Raw genomic sequence first — 18528 nt, forward strand, 5'->3', positions numbered from 1 at the left:
ATAATCAAATTTAAATTATATATTATTTCTAAACAAAAATAAAGAACTACAAATAACTTTGTTAGTTCTCTTAGAAATTATATAACTCTCTATTTAACATACTAATTACATTTTCAAATGAATCTGGTTTGCTATAATAATATCCTTGGACGGTATCACAATATACACTTTTTAAATAATCAACTTGTTCTTTAACCCCTACCCCTTCAGCAACTACTGATATACCTAACTTATGTGATAATTGTGTTATATTTTCTACTATGTATCTACTCTTATCATTATCAGCCATATCACTTACAAAACTTCTATCTATTTTTAATACATCTATGGGTAATCTAGTTAAATGATTTAAATGAAGAATATACAGTTCCAAAGTCATCTAATGCTGTTCTAAGTCCTTTTTGAATTGAATATATTTTATTTAACTCGTAGGAGATATTATAATTAAATATTTGATATTGACTTTTACCATTACTTTTTGCTATATCCATTGCTGCATCACAGTTCTTTAGAAACGACTCAAAATCCAATTAACTCTTTATATTTATTACGCTTTCCTCTACCTTTTATGCTTATCCATTTCTCTTTTTTCTTCGTCAACTATTTTAATTTCTATTTCCTCTATATTATTATCAATATAACTATCTATAAGTTTAATTATGTATAATTTATAGTCATTGTGTACATATTTCCTACATTCACTAAAAGTAATAGAAATAATTTTTTCTTCTATACTTAAAATATCTTTATTATTTCCATATAACACAACTAAATCTTCTTCTATATCTATTAAAATAAAAAGTCCTTTTCTAAATATGTTTTTATATTTAACTATCTATTAACTATTATAACCAAACTTTTCTATTTATCACTTTTTACTTTCTTATCATTTATTAATGTTGCAACTAAAGCTGTTGATGCTGCAATAAGTAACGCTAATTTTCCTGCTTTTTTAACCTTCATGATTTACCCTCCCTTTAAATTTATTTAAATTGATTTTGTTCTATAACATATTCATATCCAGCTTTACTAAGCTTATTTTTCAACTCATTTTCTGAAACGCCAAATTCTTCGCAAAATCCCTTTAAGTTAGGATAAAAATCTCTTAGTTTCATGTTAATAACACTTACTAAAATATTAGGATCCATGGCCATAATGCTATCCCTATCCATATTTCCTCCTTTATAAAATTATTTTTCTTATAATTTTATATTATCCTCATATTATATAGTTATTCATTTCTCTTATTTTATCATATAAATAATAATCTTTTATCTAACTAAAATATACCATAAAGTCGATAATAAAAAAAGTGTATTTATACTACTTTATTTCTATTAATTAAATATTTTTATTTTTCAGTATATAATTAATTTATATTAATATAAAACAAAAAAAGAACTCTAATGAGTTCTTTTTAATTTTTACCTTTATCATTAACTTCTGGTACCTTTGCTGCTTCACTTTTTTTCGGAGATTCATATCTTTTCTTCTCCCAAGTAGCTTGCTGTCCCTTTTTAGCCATAAAATTTCACCTCCATTTATATACACTTAGTATATATCTAGGAGATTTTATTATTCCAAATATTAAATACAAATTTGGAATTTAAATGTAACTTCAAAAACTATTCTTCATCATATATATCTAAATACTTTATTTTTTTACCATCTTTTTCCCACCCTAATATTGAATCCATACTAACATTTTCAGCTGATTTAAAGATTGATTTTTCAACCCCATCAAAATTCTTTTTAAGTTCTTTTATTAAATCCTTTATTTCATATCTTTTATTACCTATTTTTTCTGCAGCAACCATGCATGCACAATTTAGTGGCCATATTCCTGCATTACTTGTAAATCTTTTTATATAATCTTCCTCTATATAATAAAGTGGTCTTATTAACTCCATATTCTCAAAATTTTTAGATTTTAATTTTGGAAGCATTGTTTTAAAGTTTCCTGCATATAAAACATTTAAAAGTGTTGTTTCTATTACATCATTATAATGATGTCCTAGTGCAAGCTTATTGCATCCAAGCTCCTTAGCTTTATTATATAAAGACCCTCTTCTCATTCTTGCACAAAGATAGCATGGATAATCCTTTGCCATTTTATCAACAACTTCAAATACCTTACCTTCATAAATATGTACTGGAATTCCTAAGTGATTACAGTTTTCTATAAGCAATTCTTTTATTTGAGGATGATATCCTGGATCCATAGCAATAAATTCTAATTCAAAATTCATTTGCCCATGTCTTTTTAATTCTTGAAAGCATTTTGCTAATAATAAGGAATCTTTCCCACCTGATATAGCAACAGCTATTTTATCTCCTTCTTCTACTAAGTTATAATCTTTAACAGCTTTAACAAATTTAGACCATATGTGTTTTCTATATGTTTTAACAAGACTACGTTCTATTTCTTGTAATGATTTTTTTTCTTCACTTGGAATAAGTCTTTCACAACCTTTTCCTGATATGCTACTCATATTTTCACCTCTAATTTAATAAATCTTTTTTTCAATTATAACACCTTTTATAACTTATGTCTTTATTTCTTCCCTTTTGCCAGTATAATAGTGGATGATAATATACATAAAGTCCCTATAGCCAGGGCTAATGTTAACTCTTCACCAAATAATATCACTCCTAATATTATGCTTACAATAGGCTCAAAAGTTCCAAGTATTGAAGATGAAGAAGTACCTATTATCTCTATAGATTTAAGTAAAAGTATCATTGAAAGTATTGTAGATATTACTGCAATTCCTATATATGATAATGAATTTTCTAGGTTGATATTTAATAAAATATCATTTGTAAATAATCCATATAAAAGCATTCCTACTCCAGCTCCTAATGTTACATACATAGTTGTTACTCTGTTATCTAAGCCCTTAATAGATTTTAATCCAAATGATATTATAACTAATCCATATGTTATTCCTGAAAAAATTGCAAGAATAACCCCTATTATATTTAGAACTTGATTTTCAAATGCAATTAATGCATATACTCCTATTATAGCTAGCAATAATGAAATAACCTTACTTTTACTCATTTTTTCTTTAAAAACTACGAATCCAATTATACAAACAATTGCAGGATATATAAAATGTAGCGTTGTTGCAAGACCTGCTCCTAAATAATCATATGACATAAATAAAGTTTCAGTAGTTATTGTATATCCAAAAAATCCAATTAAAAGTAATATCTTTACTTGTTCCTTACTAACTTTCATCTCTACTTTTTTATATTTTAAGTATAAAAATAATAATGTTGTAGCTATAAAAAATCTAAATATTAATACAGTAGTAGGATTTGATTCATTTTCATAAGCTACCTTTGCAAAAATAGGCATAAGTCCAAAAGCAGCTGATGATATTATTGCGTATATTATTCCTTTATAATTTTTCAAATTGTTATCCCCCTTGATGATCTTCATAATTAGTCAAAACTTACGCATTAATTATATATCAATAACTCTGAAATATCACTGTATAAATTTTGTTTTATACTTCCCTTTTCCCAAGAAAATATATAATAATAAATCCTAATATCATTAGTCCTATAGCAAATATACTAGTTATACCTCTAGGAACCCCTGGATATATAGGTTGTATTGATCCTATTACAAATCCTAAAATAAGCATATATGTTTCCTCTGGAAATTTTTTCAATAACTTTTCTATTATTTTTGTTGTCGCTAATGTTCCTATAATTACTCCAATAACTAAAGGAATTAAAAATTCTATATTAAAATTATTAATTGAATTTAACGTAATATCATAAAGTCCTAATGCTAATAGCATAAAAGACCCACTAATTCCTGGAAGTATAAGCGCTACAGCAATAACAAAACCTGCTAAAGCTAAAAATAACATACTTTTTATGCCTCCTAAAGTTGCCATAGTAGTAATTGCTTCTGGTTTTGAAGACATAAAAAAAGCTATTCCCAATCCAATCAATAAAAATATCAAATTATACTTACTCTTATCTTTAGTTGTTGCTCTTTTATATAAAATTGGTATTCCACCACAAACTACTCCTATAAAAAAGAAACCAGTTAATATAGGATACTTATCTATTGTTATTTCAATTATTCTACTAAATGCAATAAGTCCAACTAAACCACCTAATCCTAATTCCAGTAGTAACTTGCCATTACTTTTCCAATCTTCAAAAAAAGAACTTATCGCATGAATTAAATCATCATATATCCCAAGAATTATTGCCATAGTTCCTCCACTAACACCTGGTACAAGTGTAGATAAACTAATAGCAACTCCCTTAAGCATATTTATAAAACTTTTCATATTTCACACCTCTTACATAATAAATATTGAATTTTCGTAACGTCTCGTTATATTATCATTAAAATTACTTTATTTCAATATATTAACAAGCTTTTAACAAACCCCCTAAGTTTTATAAACAATATTTATATTTTTATAAACTAATATTTATTACTTATTAGCTCTTTCTCCTATAGCTTAAGTTTTATTATATCTGTATCACGAATAAAACTTGTAAAATTATAAAGTATAAGTACTTCATCAAAAGTATTATCTTTTATATAATCACTTACCTTAACTCCAAAACTTCTTAAATCCACTACATGAATTTCTTCAAAGTTTTGAGTTAAAAATGGAACTAGTGAGTTAGCATATGAATCTTTAAATATTAATATTCTTTTTCCATTACTTAAACCTTTGTTTCGTATTATACTTAAGGGATTATTTCCTCTTAAAAAAATAGAATATTTATCTCTTATATTTACTTTTGAATAATCATATATACCATCATAATTATTTTCACCTACTGACATAGTTAAGTTATCTATTTCATAAAAAGTTAATTTATCGCCCAAACTGTTAAATGGTTTAGCTTTAGAAAAATAAGTTCCATAAAAATTATCTAATTTAACCTCATTAAATTTTTCTAATTTAACTGGTGATTCCATTAAGAAATTTATATACTCCTTATAAGCTAAATATGCACCATAAGATGTCCAATGATGATCTGTTTTATAATATATATATTTATCTTTATTTTCTTTCATTGTATTTATTAAATTAATTTTATTGCAATTTTTAAGCTTATTATAAATTATATCTATTTCCTCTTCTTGATTTATTACTGGAGACTCTACTGGTAATTTCTCTTTATATATTTCTGATGAGTTTGGAACTAATATAACTGAAACTCTAGTATCTATACTATTTACCAACTCATTAATAGCATTTATATTTGTATCTACTCTTTTTTCATCAAATCTAGTAACCTTATCAAATAGAAATCCATCTTTTCCATATATTATATTGTTATTTTCAATTTTACCTAATAAATATTCACTTCTAGATTTAATATTAATCCAATTATCCCTTAGAATAAATTGATCATTTACATACTCCTCATATTTTTTAGAAAAATCTCCATTATAGTATTCTCGCCATGAAAATTTAACCTTTGTTTTTAATTTTCTATTTTCTAGTTCTGAAAATATTTTATCTTTATTTAATATATCAACAATAAATATTCCAAAGATAATGATAAAAAAAGAATATACAAGCGGATTTTTTTTCATACCATTATCTCCTCCTTAATCCACTTATTGTAAATTATGAAAAATGCTTTAAAAACAAATAAAGTTTTTAAAGCATTTTTTAACTACTATTTTAAAGCTTCTTCGAATATTTTAGCAGCATTTTCTGAATTATTTTGTCCATCTTCATAATCAGGAATTATAAACAGTCCTACATAATTCCCAACTATTTTAACTTTTGCTGCTTCTACTGCTTCTGGCTCTCCTGGATAAAAAGCTGCTGCCTTCTTATCTTCTATTACCTTTTCTAATGAAGTTTTAACTGATTCTACCTTTCCATCCTTGGCCTTTATAACAGCTATAACTTCTAATCCTGAATTAATCATGCCGTTTTCAATAGAATATTCTTCAACATCATCTAAATTTAAATGAATTTTTTCTTTTGCTAATTCCTCTTCAATTGGCATCATTGCTCTTAATTCAATTTTTTCTTTAATTGTTTTTACAATATCAGACGGCTTCACATTCTTATCTTCTCCACCTTTTGATGAACAACCTGTAATTGTAATTCCCAATACAAATACAGCTAATAAAGTAGATATAATCTTTTTCATTACTTTCCCCTCTTTTCCTTAGAATATACTTTAGCTAATTGCTATTATACACTATGAAAATAACAATTCAAAGTAAATGTTTACCTTAAATATTTTATTAACATTCTCACTATATTTATACGAAAACAAGGAACTAGAAAGCTTCTAGCTCCTTATTCTTATATTAATTTAATTTCTATTTATAATTTGTTTATAATAATATAACATTTTATCTATATTATTATTCCTTGAGGAAAATTAAATATATTATCAGGATCATACTTCCTTTTGACTTCTTTTAACTTATTAATATTTTCACCATAATACTCTTTTTCATATTCATTAAGTTCTGCAATAGGAAAATTAATAAAAGAACCCGTGGTAATTGTTTTTATATATTTAAATTTTTCATTAACCCATTTTCTATTAATTGGTGCATATTTTTGTTCTTCCCATACTGATTGAAATCCCATAATTGCTTTTGCATCTCTATAATAAAATGCTGTTTCAGTTTTATAAATATCTTTTACAGCCCCTCCTAATCCATAAAAAGAAATAGCTGTATATATGGATCCTTCTGGTTTATTATTTACTATAGATATAATTTCTTTTATTTCTTTTATAGTATAATCTTTAAATATGTATCTACCTGTTGATTTATACATTTCATAATCTGGATGACTATCTTGAATTTTTCTATTTCCTTCTAAGACAGTATCATACTCTAAATTAAACTTTCCATTGTTACTAATATCCTTAAAAGGTTTTAATATATTAATACATTCTTCTTTACTTCCATAAAATAGGCCTGTAAACTTAATTCCCTTTCCCTTTTCTTTTGAGTTATAAATTGCCATTTTTAAATTTATACGTCTATCTAAATCTTTATATTTATTTTGCCAAGTTTCTATTATTTTTATTTTCTCTTCAAGGTCTATATTAGGAAAATCAATATTTATTAAAGTTGCCATTTTTATTTTTTCTGAAAGATTAAATGTTAGTGAAGTAACTATACCAAAGTTACCACCACCACCGCCTCTACAAGCCCAAAACAAATCCTTATTAGAGTTTTTATTTGCAATTATTAATTTTCCATTGTAATCTATAACTTCAACCTCAATTAAATTATCACAACCAAGTCCTAGCATTCTACTAGAGTAACCCCAACCGCCTCCTAAAGTAAAAGCTGCAACTCCAACTGTTGGACATCCCCCTCCTGGAAATGGATAGTTTTTTTCACCTAAAGCTTCATATAGCTCTCTGTTTCTAACCCCACCTTGAATTTTTACAGTTTTCTTTTCTTCATTTATATATATATTATTCATTTTACTAATATCAATAACTAAAACATCATTCCCTGTTGAATACCCTTCATAATTATGACATCCTGATCTTATTCTTATTGGTATTTCATTTAATTTTGCCCATGATATAGCATTTATAATATCAATTTCCTCATAGCAATATACAATTACTAATGGATACTTTTCTATAGCCCTATTCCAACACCTTCTGCTCTCCTCATATTCAAAATCTTCTCTTGTAATAATTTTACCAGTTAATCTATCGTAATTGAAATCTATCATTTTATTCACCTTCTTATAATTACTTTATATCTTATTAATACTTAATTAATTACTTAACTATTATATTTGTTTTATGTCCACATATCTTACATTTATAATATTTATTCCCATATTGTTTATTATCATAAGCATAAACATACTCTTCCATTACTTCTCCACAAATAGGGCACTTTATACCTTCGTGATTATTCAAAATACTTCCTCCCCTATATAAAAACTATATTTTAAATTTATTATATCACTATTAAAAATCTTGTTAAATTATAAATTACATAATAATATACAACTTATGTTAATGTGATATAAAATTCTTATATTTAATAAGTTGTTAAAGCTTTAAATAATAAAATAATTCCTATTAAAATTTATTTTTAATAGGAATTATTTTAAATTTATATATTATTTTTCTTTCCAAATATCATTTATTACTTCGTCTATTTTTTCTATAGCTTTTTCTATAGCTACAGTTTTTTCCCCTTCTGTTGTACCTGTTCCATCAACTAATAACTCTTCAAATTTCTTTATCCCCATAAACTTCATTATATCTTCTATATAATTTAGTCCTTTATTAAGTACCATTTTCATAATCCAAGGAATTTTTCCACCTGATGATTGTATATATACCATCCCTCTTGGTTTATCATCTAATAAGCCTTCTATTTTATCTTCATTTATACTAACTGTTTTTCCATCCATAACAATACAATCAATATATTCTTTTAACGGTGCTGGAAATGATAAACTCCACATAGGTGCTGCTATTACATATACATCCGCTTCTTTAAATTGATCCGTAAGCTTAATAATTTTATGAATTTCCTCTTGTTGTTTACTATCTAAATTATTAAATGCTTCTTGTTCTATCATACAGTTTCTTTTATTAAAATATGTATACTCTAATCTTGGTATATAACATTCATACAAATCTAATTCTTCTAACTTAAAATTATCATACTTTTCTAAGAACTTATTTATAAATGCTCTACCAACCGTTTTACTTGCAGATAAATTTTCCGGTTTTGAATTTACTGTTATATACAACAACTTTTTCATAAAAACACTTCCTTTATAATTAGCTTTATACTAATTATTATCCGCTTAATTATTTTTTTTACTTACGTTTTTTAAAATAATTCATTAATTTTATGTTAACCATACTCTTTTATGTACTATATTTATTCCATACTTCTATATCTATATTAAATTCCAATTCATTACATTACTTTTTTAGATGTTAATTTAACTTTTAAAACACTAACTATAGGCGGTAAAATTGATATAATTATAATTGCTATTATTACAGTAGAAAAATTATTTGCTACTACTGGAATATTACCAAAAAAGAATCCAAGTAAAGAAACTGAAAATACCCAAAGTACTCCACCGATTGCATTATAAGTTAAAAACTCTTTATATTTCATTGAACCTATTCCTGCTACAAAAGGGGCAAAAGTACGAACTATAGGAATAAACCTTGCTATAATAATAGTTTTTCCACCATATTTATCATAATATGAGTTTGTTTTATCTATATATTCTTTTTTTATTAATTTTGAATCTTCTTTTCCTAAAAGCTTTCCTCCAAAATATTTTCCTATATTATAATTTATAGTATCTCCTAAAATTGCTGCTACTAATAGTATTACTACTAATACATATATATTAAGTACACCTAATGCTGCAAATGTAGCTGCTGCAAAAATTAAAGAATCACCTGGCAAAAATGGTGTAACAACTAATCCTGTTTCAAAAAGTATTATAAAAAATAATATAATATAAGTTAACATTCCATAATTAAGTATAAGCATTCCTAAATGCTTATCTAAGTGTATCATTATATCTACAAATTGATTTAAAAATCCCATTTTTATTCACTCCTATTTTAAATTACTGTTAATATTTTTTTCTTTTCCCTTACTCATTATAGAATTATATTTAATAAATCCTTTTATTTATATTTGTATAAATTCTAACACTAGTTTGTTAATTTTATGTTAATAAAAATAACAATTTAATTATTATTTTAACTTATATAAATAACATTTTCTACTCCTATAAAATAATAATACTAAAGTAAATTTCTTATATTAACAAATACACCATTTTAATTCATTAATTGTATTTTAATTTCAAAAAGCATTATATAAATCAAATCATCTTATTATTTTTCTAATTAAAACTTTTTTATCTTCTCATAGCATTTCCATGCATATTAGACTCTAGTAGCCTTCACATCACCTTAAACGATAATATAGTACTCTTGTACTTTGACTTTATCATAATATAAAGTTATACTTAGAATACAAGTTAGCAAAGGCGACTTGAAAACTTAATATCGCGGGATGGAGCAGTTGGCAGCTCGTTGGGCTCATAACCCAAAGGTCGTAGGTTCAAGTCCTGCTCCCGCAACCAAAAACCTTACTCTTACTGTAAGGTTTTTTATTATTTTATATTCATATTTATAAATATAAAATAATAAGAGCCAGTTTCCTAGCTCCTACTTTATAATATTATACTATTTTAAAGGTTAGTACTCTTTTTAATTATGACCCTACCTTCTCAGTAAAGCCTAACAAATCCATCTGTAACATAAAAATATCATTTGCAGTAAGATTGTTTAGACTACCTGACATAAACTGAGATTCACCAGCAGAATTAACACTATCTTTTCTAACATCTCCACCAGCAATAATTGTTGGAACTCCATCACCCGTATGATCTCTTACTTCACAAGGGGTAGAGTGATCAGCTGTAACTGCTATATAACATTTATTAAGGTCAATTTTCTTTAGAATATATCCAATTATGCTGTCCACTTTTTCAATCATATCTTTCTTTGCAATTGGAAGATTATCATGTCCTGCTAAATCTGTAGCTTTAATATGCATTACAACCCAATGGTACTTCTTCTCATTGAGAAGATTAATAGCCATATCTGCTTTACCTGTTAGATTGGTGTCAAAGCTTCCAGTAAAACTCTCATGAGAGAAGTAGTCAATACCTACAAGTTGCGCTATGCCTCCAACAGTTATATCACCTGCTACACATGCTGCTTTTATATTATAAAGTTCCTTTATAGATGGCATATATTTCTTTTGACCTGCACCTCTAGTTATTATAGCGTTGGCTACATATAATTCTTTAGAAAGACGTTGCTTGTTTATAGGATGCTCCTTCAAAATTTCATAAGAACGGATTGTGAATTCCCATAAGTTTTTTGCTGTTTTAGCAGCACTGCTTGTGTCATCTAACGGACTTGGAACAACAAGCTTCTCCCCTTCTACTGCTGTACCTGGATCAGTACAGGATATTTTATCACTTAAATTATTACCTCTTAATACAATTGCAACTCTATGTTCCGTAAGCTCTTTAACAATTACTTGTGTGCCATCAGATAATATTAAACCATTAATGGCAGCTGCTAATTCTTTTGTACCTTCACGAATTCTACCAGCACGTCTATCAATAACTGTATACTTATCATCAATAGTTCCAAAATTACCTCTGAAGGCAACATCTCCTGGCATCAATTCTATTCCCGCACTATAGGCTTCAATGGGGCCTCTTCCAGAGTATACCTTATTGCTGTCGCACCCAAATATATGGAGATGACCAACATCAGTACCTACTCTTAACCCTGGGGCTATTGGATAAACATTACCACACATTCCCTGTGAAGCAAGAAAATCTAGGTTTGGAGTTTTTGCTCTCTCAAGTGGCGTCATTCCATTTAACTCCAGATTAGGACGGTCTCCTAATCCATCTAATATCATAAGTAATCCTTGTTTCTTTCTCAACTGATTCATCTCCTATTTTACAGTGTTAGCCTTTTTCTCTTTAGTTAATTCTTTAGCTTGTTTTAGCATTTCTTTATTTTTATACATAAAGAATGAAGAAATTAAAACAACAACTCCCCAAAGTATGAAAGTAAAAGACTTTCCTGTCTTATATATATTAATTGAAAACTTACTCTCTTTCCCTGCAGATAGTTTTCCAAATTCGAAGGCTCCGTACTTGCTACCATCTTTTGAAAACATACTATATGCCTTCTCTGGATTGTAGCCTACTATATTATAAAGTTCATACTCCTCAGGGATAGCCATTTCTAAAGCATATTTTTCTATTTCAACAGGCGTGTTATTTGTCATCTTATATGTAACCATTTTAACATTACCTGGAAATGTGTCTTTTTGCTTTGATGCATTAATTTCAAAAGTATTCTTTTGAGCTTGAGAAATAACTAACTCAACTTTATCTTCCTTTTCTTCAAATTTTGCAATATAGTATTCAAGACTTCCGTTTTTTTCTTTTTTCAACTCTTCTATTAATTTACCAGTTTTTATATCAATCTTTTTAATATCAGCATTTTTATAACAAGGTATTCTTAAAACACCTTCACTATCTGTAGTACCTTTGATAGTTGTAGTAATAACACCATCCTGTCCATTAGGTACAACAACATCCTTCACATATTCCAACTCTTCTATACTGCTTGCAAAAGCTACAGTTGAAAATGAAAAACACATTATAAAAATAGATAATATTGTTAATAATTTTTTCATACAATTTGCCTCCTTACACTAATCCGATTACTTTGAACCATGTAAATGATGCAACTAACATGATTCCCCATTTTGCAAGAAGAACCGCTACTCCATAAACAAACTGCTCAAGAACTGTGAAGTTACCTGTACCGTAATATATAAGGTTAACTTTGCTATGAGGTGGTAATGTAATACAATCTGCAATCATAATTGAAGCTGGAAGTGCAAGCGCCACTGGATTAACCCCTGCAGTCTTTGCAATTGCGATAATCGCAGGAATAAGTATTATAGTTCTAACAGTTTTACTTGTAAATACTATATGTGAAAAACTAGCTATAAATATAACTATTGCATACAGAGTGAAAAAGCTCAGATTTTCAACTCCTAGACTTGAAAACATTTTGTTCAATGCCCAAGATGCAACTCCTGAAGAATCAAGTGCTAAACCACCTGCATAAGCACCACAGCTAAATACCAAAAGGTTCCAAGATATTTTAGCTTCCTTCCATTCCAATATACCTATATGAGGTAAAAAGAACATAATAGCCGAAAGTATAGAAACCATAACAAGACTAAGCTGGAATCCAAATACTTCAAGTTGTGCACTATCCATACACCAAAGTAATATTGTAATAACAAACATAATAAGCGCCTTAATTTCGATAGCATTCATTTTACCTAAATCTTTATATTGTTTTTCAAGAGCAGCTATCTTTTCTTTAGATGCCGATTTATTATCAGTCTTAAACATTACTTTACCAATTAAAAATGAAGCAATCAGTGTAATTATAGTAATTGGTGCAGCAGCAATAAACCAGTCCATCCATGAAACATTATTTCCTGTAAGATCCTTAATAAAACTCACGGCAAGTATCTGTGATGAAGTTGCTGTTACAATGGCAGCAGTAGAAAGATTATTAGCTTGAATTCCTTGAAGAGCCAGTAATTTTGCAAAATTTCTATCACTTTTATTCCCATGATTAATCTCAAATACTTCAGCAATCATCATAACAATTGGTAATAGCATAGCAGCCCTTGCAGTTGTCGATGGAACAACAAACGAAATTAAAAAGTTAGTAATCATTAATACAATAAGTACTGAGTTAGTACTCTTTCCTAGCTTTGTAATAAGAAATAGTGCAAGTCTTCTAGCAAGTCCGCTTTTTTCCATACCGGAAGCGATTACAAAAGCTGCAATCATCAACCATATAACATCATAGCCAAATACCCCCAGCACCTCTCGTTCTGTCCAAGCTCCTGTAACTGGCAAAAGAACTAATACTAAAAGTGATGTTACATAGTTTGGAATTCCATTAGTAACCCAAAGAATTAGTGCGAATGCAAATATACCCATAGACATTTTTGCATTATATGCTAATCCTTGTGGTGTTTCCATGGTCCAAATAAGAGCCAAAACAATTAATGCAATTGGCAATCCAAAGTAAGCCATTCTTATCTCAAATGGACTTTTCACTTTTTTAACCTTAACACTTTCGGTCATAATTTAAATCTCTCCTTTACTAAATAAAAACTCTATCAAAAGTTAACTATCTGATACTTTAATAATACTGAAAAAAATATAAATTAACCAATAACCTTTATTTATCATAATGATAAATAAAATTTATAGTTATTAAAAATTGTTATAATCATAAATTATATTTATAACTCTGGTAAAAAACTGCTATAATGGAATTTATTTATGTACTTTATATAAAAAATTATCTATAATATAATAAATAATATTTATATATAAGTGAATTAACACTCTAAAGAGGAGGATAAGAAATGGACTTAGAAACACTTGAAACCTTTCTACTTATAGCAAAAAATAACAGTTTTACAAAAACAGCAGAAGCAATGTTCTGTACACAAGCTGCAATTTCACTGAGGATTCGTCGCTTAGAAAACTATCTTGGCTGTAGTTTATTTAATCGTAAAACAAAAAAAGCTGAATTAACTAAAGACGGCCTCCTTTTTTTACCCTATGCTCAGCAGATAGCCAATACTTTTATAAATGCAAAAGAACACTTACTGCAAGCAAAATTGATGGAACAATCTGAGATATCTATTACATCCTCTAACACACCTGGAACATACATGTTACCAAATATAATGTTCTTGTTCAGACAAAAATATCCTTTTATCACAGTAGTTAATCATGTGCAGTACACTAAAAACGTAATTAATAGTGTATTAAATAAAAACTATGACCTTGGAATAATTTCACAACCCTATCTCTCTGATACCCAGGACATATTATGCGAACCTCTATTAGAAGATCCCCTTGTTGTAGTTGTGAATAACAATCATCCATGGGCCACACAAAAAAGAATATTTATCAATGATATAAAAAACGAAACTTTCTTAATATCCAACCCAAATACCTCATTAATATCTTATTTAGAGAAAGTAGGTAACTTTAAATTTGTTTCAAATAATATATGCGCAGTTGGAAGCATTGAAGCAATAAAACAGAGCATATATGATAACTTAGGAATATCCATAATATCGGAAAATGCTGTAAAACAAGAACTTAAACTAGGATTGCTCAGTAAGATTGACATAATTGATGACATAAAGTTAATACGCCATATATATTATATAAAACATAAAGATATCAATCTGCCCCTTTCAACGGAACTATTTTTAAAATTTATAAAAGAACTTATGATTTCCAAAAGTAAAGAGCATATAAAATAAATCCAAGAGCATGTAAATAATTTTGTGTAAACTGAATAAGGGAGACTTCTTCTTGGCGATAATTAAGATAATAATTAATTACCAGGAAGGAGTCTTTTATTATGTCAGATTTATCAAAAGAATTATTAAGAGCTTATATTAATGAACAAAATTTCACTAATCCTAACGAGGTTCTATCTTCATTAAAAGAATTATTTAAGGATGTATTACAAGAAGCTTTAGAAGCTGAGTTAGATGAAACTCTTGGGTACGGAAAGCATGAAGTAAGTGAAAAAGTGAATAGTAGAAACGGATACTCCAAGAAAACAATTAAGACAGAACTAGGAGAAATAGCATTAAATATACCTCGCGACCGCAACGGCGAATTTGAACCACAAATAGTACCAAAGCATCAAAGAAACGTTAATGGCATAGAAGATAAGATATTATCTCTTTATTCTAAAGGAATGACTACTAGAGACATATCAGAGCAAATAAAGGAACTATATGATGTTGAAATAAGTGCTGAAACAGTATCTAATATAACTAATAGAATTTTACCATTAGTGTCTGAATGGCAGAATAGACCATTAGAAAAGACTTATTCATTTATTTTTATGGATGCTATTCATTATAAGGTTAGAGATGATAAACGCGTCTGCATATGTAGTTATAGGCGTTGATTTAGACGGAAATAAAGAAGTTTTAGGAATATGGATAGGCGCTAATGAAAGTAGTAAATTTTGGCTTTCAATACTTAATGACCTTAAGAATAGAGGAGTTCAAGATGTTTTAATATTCTGTGTAGATGGGTTAAATGGCTTCAAAGAAGCTATCGGAGCTACTTTCCCATTTGCTAAAATTCAAAGATGCATAATACATCAAATAAGATCAAGTATGAAGTATGTACCTTATAAAGATAAAAAAGCTTTTGTTGCTGATTTAAAAACTATTTATACAGCTGTAACCGAAAGCGAAGCTATGGAAAATCTTATAGATGTAAAAGAAAAATGGGTTAACAAATATCCTAATGCAATAAAAAGTTGGGAAGACTGGAGTGTTCTGAGTAGATTAGACATATAGAATATACGATTTTTTTCTGATTTTCTTAGGATTTCTCAATTTTCTATTTTTTTATATATTTATAACTTTTTGTAAGTGTAGTGTGCATTTTATACAAGTACCACATAATTAAATTTTAAGCAACTTCTTTTAAATTATTATAATAACTTTTTCTATACTCCCTTGGTGACTTATACCCTAAGGTAGAGTGTAATCTTTTTGCATTATAAAATAATTCAATATATTCAACTACAGCTTGCTTTGCTTCCGCTCTCGTTTTAAATTTTCTTCCATAAAGAAAGTCCTTCTTTAAAGATGAGAAGAAGGATTCTGCACAAGCATTATCATAACAACATCCTTTAGCACTCATACTTTGGATACATCCATTCTCTCTTAATAAATCCTGATAATCATAAGATGCATACTGAACCCCTCTATCAGAGTGAAAAATAAAACCTTCATTTGGCTGTTCTTTTAGTATAGCAGTATTAAACGCATCTATAACTAACTTTCTAGTCATAGTAGAATCCATTGACCAACCAACAACTTCTCTATCAAACAGATCAATTACAGTCGCTAAATATAGCCATCCTTCTTCAGTTCCTATATAAGTAATATCACCAACATAAGCCTTTTTAGGTGCTTCTACGTTAAAGTCTTGTTTTAACAAATTAGGTGCAACAGCATAATTGTGATCTGAATAAGTAGTAGCTTTGTATTTTCTAGTAATCTTGCTAGAAATATTATTTTCCTTCATTAATTTAGAAATCTTATTTTTACCACATTCTATTCCATAATACTTAAGTTGAGCCTTTATCCGTCTAGCACCATAGGTGCCATAAGATTCTTTATGAACTCTCTTTATTTCTAAAACGAGCTTTTCATCATTAATTGTCCTTTCAGATGGCGGTCTTTTTAACCATGCATAATATGAGCTCCTCTTTATATCTAATATATTACACATCTTCTCCACTCGAAATACGGAGCTATTATCAAGAATAAATTTATATTTTATTTCTCTGGCTTTGTGAAGATGCGTATAGCTTTTTTTAGTATTTCATTTTCCTCTTGAATATCTGCTAATTTCTTTTTTAATATTCTTAATTTTTCATCTTCTGGTCTTAGTTTTCCGCTACCTGGAAAGGCAGTTTCTCCATGCTCTTTATATTTTTTAACCCACCCTCTAACAGTTGCTTCACTAACACCTATATCTCTTGCAACATGAGTTGCTTTTTTACCTTGATCTATTACCAACTTAATAATTTCTTCTTTATATTCCTTAGTAAATCTTCTTTGGTTTCCCATTTAATAAACACATCCTTCTTAATTCTTATTATACGTACTTTCTATGTGTCTATCAAATTGGGTATACTCCAGACAATTGGGATAACTTGAGTACGTTCTTCGAATTTTCACCATATATAAGAAAAATAATTTATACAACTAACGTTATCGAAAGTTTAAATAGCCAATTTAGAAAAGTTACCAAGACTAAACTAATATTTCCTACTGATGAAAGCCTATTAAAAATGTTATATTTAGCTACTGAAAGAGTTCATGCTAAATAGACTAGAAGTTATGCAAACTGAGATTTAGTTATCAATGAATTAAAAATAATATTCTCCGATACTTTTTCAAAAGGAGCATAAAAAAACTTCAACAAAGGTTTCCCAATGTCAAAGTTCTTTTAAAAGAAATCTTCTATCTACGTATATTATTCACCTTAATTGGTGAATATATACAATGACTTGAAGACACAATATAAATCAAAATTTCTTTAATTATTTCTAAGAAGAAATTTCAGATACACAAATTTTTTTACAGTCTCTGATGGTAAAACAAATTATGTAAGCCTTAATATCAATTACACTCTTTTTAGGTTAATAGGATAGAAGGATATGCCATCTATCCTATTAATCATAAATTTTCTCATTAGCTAATATGCTATCTGAATTAATCTTTCAAAAATATTTCTTCTTTCTCCATTATCCTTTTTGGCAAAAATAACATTTTGATACCATTCAATTACTTTTGACTTTTGAACATCCATTAGTTCATTTTCATCTAAATAAACAAATAGTCCTAACAAATAAGTTACATAATCTATCCTCTCTGGTTCTAGAAGATTATTATCTTCAATAAACTCAATAGCTCTATCTAATGCTTTTAATGTTATTGAAAACACTTCACGTATTTCTTCCTTTTTGCCAACACATCTAAAGGAGCTATCTGTAGTGCTCTAATTTATAGCATAATAGAAACAGCAAAGTCAAATAATTTAATTATAGAAAAGTATTTAGTATACTTATTTGAAAATCTAGTTGGCTTAGATCCAACCCATAGCGAATGCTTAGAGAATTTAATGCCTTGGTCAAGCACCCTTCCAGATACATTGAAAATTAAAGAAATAATTAAGTCCCAGTGAAGCAAATTAATTTGCCTTACTGGGACATTTTAATATATTTTAAAAATAAATAAAATACGCTAAATCTTTTACGCTTACAAAAAAAGAG

The 18528-nt window shown here is 27.8% G+C and carries 20 protein-coding genes, 1 tRNA gene and 2 pseudogenes; 5 read left to right on the forward strand and 18 right to left on the reverse strand.

What is annotated here, in order from left to right; all coding sequences use genetic code 11:
- Nucleotides 1–70: 70 nt before the first annotated feature.
- The 13 genes from ACYQ1T_RS01165 to ACYQ1T_RS01225 form a co-directional block, all read right to left on the reverse strand.
- The gene (locus tag ACYQ1T_RS01165) at nt 71–379 is read right to left on the reverse strand and encodes an EAL domain-containing protein (protein WP_459830933.1); all 309 of its coding nucleotides are present in this window, start codon (nt 377–379) and stop codon (nt 71–73) included.
- Complete coding sequence (locus ACYQ1T_RS01170) at nt 336–530, reverse strand: hypothetical protein (RefSeq protein WP_459830935.1); 195 nt, start codon at nt 528–530, stop codon at nt 336–338. Before ACYQ1T_RS01170 ends, ACYQ1T_RS01165 begins: the two co-directional genes overlap by 44 nt.
- Before the next feature lie 29 nt (nt 531–559).
- Entirely contained in the window at nt 560–766 is a 207-nt protein-coding gene (locus ACYQ1T_RS01175; RefSeq protein WP_459830936.1) for a hypothetical protein, read from the reverse strand.
- A gap of 217 nt (nt 767–983) precedes the next feature.
- The gene (locus ACYQ1T_RS01180) at nt 984–1172 is read right to left on the reverse strand and encodes a DUF4250 domain-containing protein (RefSeq protein WP_459830937.1); all 189 of its coding nucleotides are present in this window, start codon (nt 1170–1172) and stop codon (nt 984–986) included.
- A gap of 453 nt (nt 1173–1625) precedes the next feature.
- On the reverse strand, nt 1626–2492 hold the full coding sequence (locus ACYQ1T_RS01185; RefSeq protein ID WP_459830938.1) for a tRNA 2-thiocytidine biosynthesis TtcA family protein: 867 nt from the start codon (nt 2490–2492) through the stop codon (nt 1626–1628).
- Between the two features lie 62 nt (nt 2493–2554).
- Nucleotides 2555–3421, reverse strand: a complete 867-nt coding sequence (locus ACYQ1T_RS01190; RefSeq protein ID WP_459830940.1) for a DMT family transporter — start codon at nt 3419–3421, stop codon at nt 2555–2557.
- Nucleotides 3422–3515: 94 nt separating this feature from the next.
- Nucleotides 3516–4319 carry a DUF368 domain-containing protein gene (locus ACYQ1T_RS01195; protein WP_459830942.1) on the reverse strand — a complete coding sequence of 268 codons (804 nt, stop codon included), beginning with the start codon at nt 4317–4319 and terminating at the stop codon, nt 3516–3518.
- Between the two features lie 170 nt (nt 4320–4489).
- Nucleotides 4490–5590, reverse strand: a complete 1101-nt coding sequence (locus ACYQ1T_RS01200; RefSeq protein WP_459830943.1) for a DHHW family protein — start codon at nt 5588–5590, stop codon at nt 4490–4492.
- 86 nt (nt 5591–5676) lie between these two features.
- Nucleotides 5677–6162, reverse strand: coding sequence for a DUF4358 domain-containing protein (locus ACYQ1T_RS01205; protein WP_459830945.1), 486 nt, complete (start codon nt 6160–6162; stop codon nt 5677–5679).
- 212 nt (nt 6163–6374) lie between these two features.
- Nucleotides 6375–7727 (reverse strand): FAD-dependent oxidoreductase, encoded by a 1353-nt coding sequence (locus ACYQ1T_RS01210; RefSeq protein ID WP_459830946.1) that lies wholly within the window; start codon nt 7725–7727, stop codon nt 6375–6377.
- A gap of 49 nt (nt 7728–7776) precedes the next feature.
- Nucleotides 7777–7920, reverse strand: coding sequence for a hypothetical protein (locus tag ACYQ1T_RS01215; RefSeq protein ID WP_459830948.1), 144 nt, complete (start codon nt 7918–7920; stop codon nt 7777–7779).
- 206 nt (nt 7921–8126) lie between these two features.
- Entirely contained in the window at nt 8127–8780 is a 654-nt protein-coding gene (locus tag ACYQ1T_RS01220) for an FMN-dependent NADH-azoreductase (RefSeq protein ID WP_459830950.1), read from the reverse strand.
- A gap of 161 nt (nt 8781–8941) precedes the next feature.
- The gene (locus ACYQ1T_RS01225) at nt 8942–9592 is read right to left on the reverse strand and encodes a DedA family protein (protein ID WP_459830951.1); all 651 of its coding nucleotides are present in this window, start codon (nt 9590–9592) and stop codon (nt 8942–8944) included.
- A 471-nt stretch (nt 9593–10063) separates the two neighbouring features.
- On the opposite strand from ACYQ1T_RS01225, the gene ACYQ1T_RS01230 reads away from it, so the two are divergent.
- Nucleotides 10064–10139 (forward strand) — tRNA-Met (locus ACYQ1T_RS01230).
- 131 nt (nt 10140–10270) lie between these two features.
- Here the strand turns inward: ACYQ1T_RS01230 and apgM are convergent.
- From apgM to ACYQ1T_RS01245, 3 genes are read right to left on the reverse strand one after another with little or no spacing between them, the layout of a single operon-like run.
- Nucleotides 10271–11524 carry a 2,3-bisphosphoglycerate-independent phosphoglycerate mutase gene (gene apgM / locus ACYQ1T_RS01235; RefSeq protein ID WP_459830952.1) on the reverse strand — a complete coding sequence of 418 codons (1254 nt, stop codon included), beginning with the start codon at nt 11522–11524 and terminating at the stop codon, nt 10271–10273.
- Between the two features lie 12 nt (nt 11525–11536).
- Nucleotides 11537–12289 (reverse strand): hypothetical protein, encoded by a 753-nt coding sequence (locus tag ACYQ1T_RS01240; RefSeq protein ID WP_459830954.1) that lies wholly within the window; start codon nt 12287–12289, stop codon nt 11537–11539.
- A gap of 13 nt (nt 12290–12302) precedes the next feature.
- Nucleotides 12303–13772, reverse strand: coding sequence for an SLC13 family permease (locus tag ACYQ1T_RS01245; RefSeq protein ID WP_459830955.1), 1470 nt, complete (start codon nt 13770–13772; stop codon nt 12303–12305).
- A 287-nt stretch (nt 13773–14059) separates the two neighbouring features.
- On the opposite strand from ACYQ1T_RS01245, the gene ACYQ1T_RS01250 reads away from it, so the two are divergent.
- Nucleotides 14060–14974 (forward strand): LysR substrate-binding domain-containing protein, encoded by a 915-nt coding sequence (locus tag ACYQ1T_RS01250; protein ID WP_459830957.1) that lies wholly within the window; start codon nt 14060–14062, stop codon nt 14972–14974.
- 101 nt (nt 14975–15075) lie between these two features.
- Nucleotides 15076–16021: pseudogene (locus tag ACYQ1T_RS01255) on the forward strand (IS256 family transposase); the annotation flags it as partial.
- Nucleotides 16022–16151: 130 nt separating this feature from the next.
- Here ACYQ1T_RS01255 and ACYQ1T_RS01260 read toward each other — a convergent pair.
- Nucleotides 16152–17320 (reverse strand): IS3 family transposase gene (locus tag ACYQ1T_RS01260; RefSeq protein WP_459830674.1). Its coding sequence is split into 2 segments (ribosomal slippage): nt 16152–17056 and nt 17056–17320, totalling 1170 coding nucleotides; the frame shifts between segments, so codons are not numbered across the junction.
- Nucleotides 17321–17391: 71 nt separating this feature from the next.
- Here ACYQ1T_RS01260 and ACYQ1T_RS01265 point away from each other — a divergent pair.
- Nucleotides 17392–17604: pseudogene (locus ACYQ1T_RS01265) on the forward strand (transposase); the annotation flags it as partial.
- A gap of 347 nt (nt 17605–17951) precedes the next feature.
- Here the strand turns inward: ACYQ1T_RS01265 and ACYQ1T_RS01270 are convergent.
- Nucleotides 17952–18200, reverse strand: coding sequence for a hypothetical protein (locus tag ACYQ1T_RS01270; protein WP_459830958.1), 249 nt, complete (start codon nt 18198–18200; stop codon nt 17952–17954).
- Nucleotides 18201–18269: 69 nt separating this feature from the next.
- On the opposite strand from ACYQ1T_RS01270, the gene ACYQ1T_RS01275 reads away from it, so the two are divergent.
- Complete coding sequence (locus ACYQ1T_RS01275) at nt 18270–18440, forward strand: hypothetical protein (RefSeq protein ID WP_459836413.1); 171 nt, start codon at nt 18270–18272, stop codon at nt 18438–18440.
- The last annotated feature ends 88 nt before the right edge of the window (nt 18441–18528 follow it).

It is taken from the genome of Clostridium carnis (assembly GCF_054657435.1).